The 3,461-nt window shown below is 69.1% G+C and carries 3 protein-coding genes; 1 reads left to right on the forward strand and 2 read right to left on the reverse strand.

The features are described from left to right. The coding region (locus tag RMO04_RS12530; RefSeq protein WP_309645117.1) for a biotin/lipoyl-containing protein at positions 1-1,416 on the forward strand (1,416 nt) is incomplete at its 5' end. Positions 1,417-1,510: 94 nt separating this feature from the next. Here RMO04_RS12530 and RMO04_RS12535 read toward each other — a convergent pair. Both RMO04_RS12535 and RMO04_RS12540 read right to left on the reverse strand, forming a co-directional pair. Next, positions 1,511-2,620: an S-(hydroxymethyl)glutathione dehydrogenase/class III alcohol dehydrogenase gene (locus RMO04_RS12535; protein WP_309645118.1), complete on the reverse strand. Its 1,110-nt coding sequence runs from the start codon at positions 2,618-2,620 to the stop codon at positions 1,511-1,513. A 63-nt stretch (positions 2,621-2,683) separates the two neighbouring features. Next, a partial coding sequence (locus RMO04_RS12540) for an alanine racemase (RefSeq protein WP_309645119.1) occupies positions 2,684-3,461 on the reverse strand: 778 nt, incomplete at its 5' end.

The following is a 3,461-nucleotide window of genomic DNA, read 5'->3' on the forward strand; positions in this document are numbered from 1 at the left end:
GTGGCGGGCGGCGGCGGCAAGGGGATGCGCCGCGTCGATGCCGAAGGCGAATTCGTCAAGGCGCTGGAAGGCGCCAAGCGCGAGGCGATGGGGGCATTCAGCGACGACCGGGTGCTGATCGAGAAATACGTCACCCGGCCCCGGCACATCGAGGTGCAGGTGTTCGGCGACAGCCACGGCAATGTCGTGCACCTGTTCGAGCGCGACTGCTCCCTGCAGCGCCGCCACCAGAAGGTCATCGAGGAGGCGCCGGCCCCGGGCATGAGCGACGCCGCCCGCGCCGCCGTCACCTCGGCCGCCGTCAAGGCCGCCCTGGCCGTTGGCTATGTGGGCGCCGGCACGGTCGAGTTCATCGCCGACGCCAGCGATGGCCTGAAGCCCGACCGCATCTGGTTCATGGAGATGAACACCCGGCTCCAAGTCGAACATCCGGTCACCGAGGCGGTCACCGGCGTCGATCTGGTCGAATGGCAGATCCGCATCGCCTCCGGTGAGCCCCTGCCGCTTACCCAGGACCAGATCCAGCTCAACGGCCACGCCGTGGAGGCCCGCCTCTACGCCGAGAACCCCGCCTGCGGCTTCCTGCCCTCAATTGGGATGCTGGAACACTTCCATCTGCCCGATGATCTGGTCCGCGTGGACACCGGCGTCGAGGAGGGCGGCGAGGTCTCGCCCTTCTACGACCCGATGATCGCCAAGCTGATCGCCCATGCGCCCACCCGCGAGGGCGCGTCCGACCTGCTGGCCCAGGCCTGCAGCGAGGTCGAGGTCTGGCCCGTCAAGACCAATGCGGGCTTCCTCGCCCGCTGCCTGGACCACCCTGACTTCATCGAAGGCGACGTCGACACCGGCTTCATCGAAGCGCGGCTGGAGGCCCTGGCCGCCCAGCCCGCGCCATCGGACGCCGCCCTGGCCGCGGCGGCGACCGCGGTGATCCTGGGCGACGACCGGCTGACCAACGAACCGGCCTCGCCCTGGCGCGAGCTCACCGGCTTCCGCGCCAACGCCGCGCCCTGCGACGTCGTTCGGCTCTATCTGGACGGCCGGCCCCTGGACGCCTCGTTGTCGGTAGAGGAGCTCACCGACAACGTCCTGCTGACCGACGATGGCGAGGTGGTGGTGTTCGACGCGGGCGAGGCCTTCGTCCTGGCCCGCCGCCCGCCCGTGGCCGACGCCGCCCACGCGGCCGGCGACGGCGGGGTGCGCGCGCCGATGCCGGGCAAGGTCGTGGCTGTCAGCGTCTCCATCGGCGACAAGGTCACGCGCGGCCAACCGCTCCTGACCCTCGAAGCCATGAAGATGGAGCACGCCCTCACCGCCCCCTACGACGGCGAGGTCGAGTCCCTGGTCGTCACCGTCGGCGACCAGGTGAGCGAGGGCTCGGTCCTGGCGCGGCTGGTGGCGAAGGCGGACTAGCCGAGTTGGCGCGCCTGACACGCCAAGGGCGGGCGTTGAATCCAAGGTGAGAAGGCCGGCGCAATGGTCACTTAGGAGCGACCAGATGCGGGAACTAGAACACCACCACGCTGCGGATGCTCTCGCCGGCATGCATCAGGTCGAACGCCTTGTTGATGTCTTCCAGCGGCATGACGTGGGTGATCATCGGATCGATCTCGATCTTCCCGTCCATGTACCAGTCGACGATCTTCGGCACATCGGTGCGACCGCGCGCGCCGCCGAAAGCCGTGCCCTTCCAGACCCTGCCGGTCACCAACTGGAACGGCCGGGTGGCGATTTCCTTGCCGGCCTCGGCCACCCCGATGATGATGCTCTCGCCCCAGCCGCGGTGGCAGGCCTCTAGCGCCTGACGCATCACCGTGGTGTTGCCGGTGCAGTCGAAGGTGTAGTCGGCGCCGCCGTCGGTCAGGGCCACCAGGTGGGCGACCAGGTCGCCATCCAGGGTCTTGGGGTTCACGAAGTGGGTCATGCCGAACCGGCGGCCCCATTCCTCGCGGTCCGGATTGATATCGACCCCGACGATCATGTTCGCGCCCACCATCCGGGTGCCCTGCAGAACATTGAGACCGATGCCGCCCAGGCCGAACACCACCACATTGGAGCCGGGCTCCACGCCCGCCGTATTGACCACCGCCCCCACCCCGGTGGTCACGCCGCAGCCGATGTAGCAGGCCTTGTCGAAGGGCGCGTCGTCACGGATCTTGGCCAGGGCGATCTCGGGCAGGACCGTGTGGTTGGCGAAGGTCGAGCAGCCCATGTAGTGGGCGATCTGCTGGCCCTTGTAGGAAAACCGGCTGGTGCCGTCGGGCATCATACCCTTGCCCTGGGTGGCGCGGATCGCGGTACAGAGATTGGTCTTGCGCGACAGGCAGCTTTTGCACTGTCGGCACTCGGGCGTGTAAAGCGGGATCACGTGGTCGCCCGGCTTGACGCTGGTGACGCCAGGACCGATTTCCAGCACCACGCCAGCGCCCTCGTGGCCGAGGATCGAGGGGAAGATCCCCTCCGAATCCAGCCCATCCAGGGTGTAGGCGTCGGTGTGACAGATCCCGGTCGCCTTGATTTCCACCAGCACCTCGAAGGCCTTGGGCCCCTCCAGGTCCACCTCGACGATCTCGAGCGGCTTCTTGGCCTCGAAGGCGACGGCGGCGCGGGTTTTCATGCGGTCCTCATGGGTGTTCGGGCTCGGCGCACAAAAGGCCAGGCCGGCGCTTCGGGCAAGTCCCTAGACCCGCGCCGTGCGCCGCGCATCGATCGGCCAGACATCGACCCCGCCCAGCTCGTCCACCACGAACAAGGCGTCGTGCAGGTTGACGGTCGGGTCGATGTGGCCGGGCTGCAGCCAGACCAGGTCGCCGACCTGGGGGGCGTTGGTCGGCCAGGCCAGGCTCTCGTCGGCGTCGATCGCGGCGACAGCGCGGTCGAAGTCGCCTCCGGTCTTCAGCGCCTGGGTCAGGGACGGGTGGAAGATCGCGCCGTGCTCGTCGCCCATGGGCCGCCAGCGTGAGCCTTCCGGCGCTCCACCGACGATCCGGGCCGGCGGTCCGTCCACGGAATGCGCCTTCAGCCCTGCGTCGCAGACCACGTGGGTCTTGTGCCGCGCCGACACCACGCTGGCCGCCAGGAACAGCGATGGCGTGAAGGCCCAGTCCCCGCCGTCAGACGAGGGGCAGTCCTCATACTCCACGTCCATGAAGGCGTAGGAGCCGGCCTGGATCTCGTTGAACACGCCTGACGCCAGGTCGGCGGCGTAGGTCCCGGTTCCCCCGCCGGTGACGAGCTGCGGCGCCAGCCCGGCCTGGGTGAGCTCGCCCACCAGCCCGCCCAGGCGCTGGCGGGTGATCTCGCAGGCCGCCTTCCGGGCGCTCAGGTCGCTCAGATGCTGCAGGTGGCCCAGATAGGCCTGCACCCCGCGATACAGCAGCCCCGGCGCGGCGTTGGCGTGGCGGACCAGGGCCAGGACCTCCTCCGGCGCAACGCCCGTGCGGTGTGTCCCCAGATCG

It is taken from the genome of Phenylobacterium sp. (genome assembly GCF_031412415.1).
In the GTDB taxonomy this organism is placed as follows: Bacteria; Pseudomonadota; Alphaproteobacteria; order Caulobacterales; family Caulobacteraceae; genus Phenylobacterium.

Bases quoted from the DNA above. Each gene is read 5' to 3' on its own strand.
- RMO04_RS12535 (WP_309645118.1), bottom strand. From the start codon at position 2,620: ATGAAAACCCGCGCCGCCGTCGCCTTCGAGGCCAAGAAGCCGCTCGAG.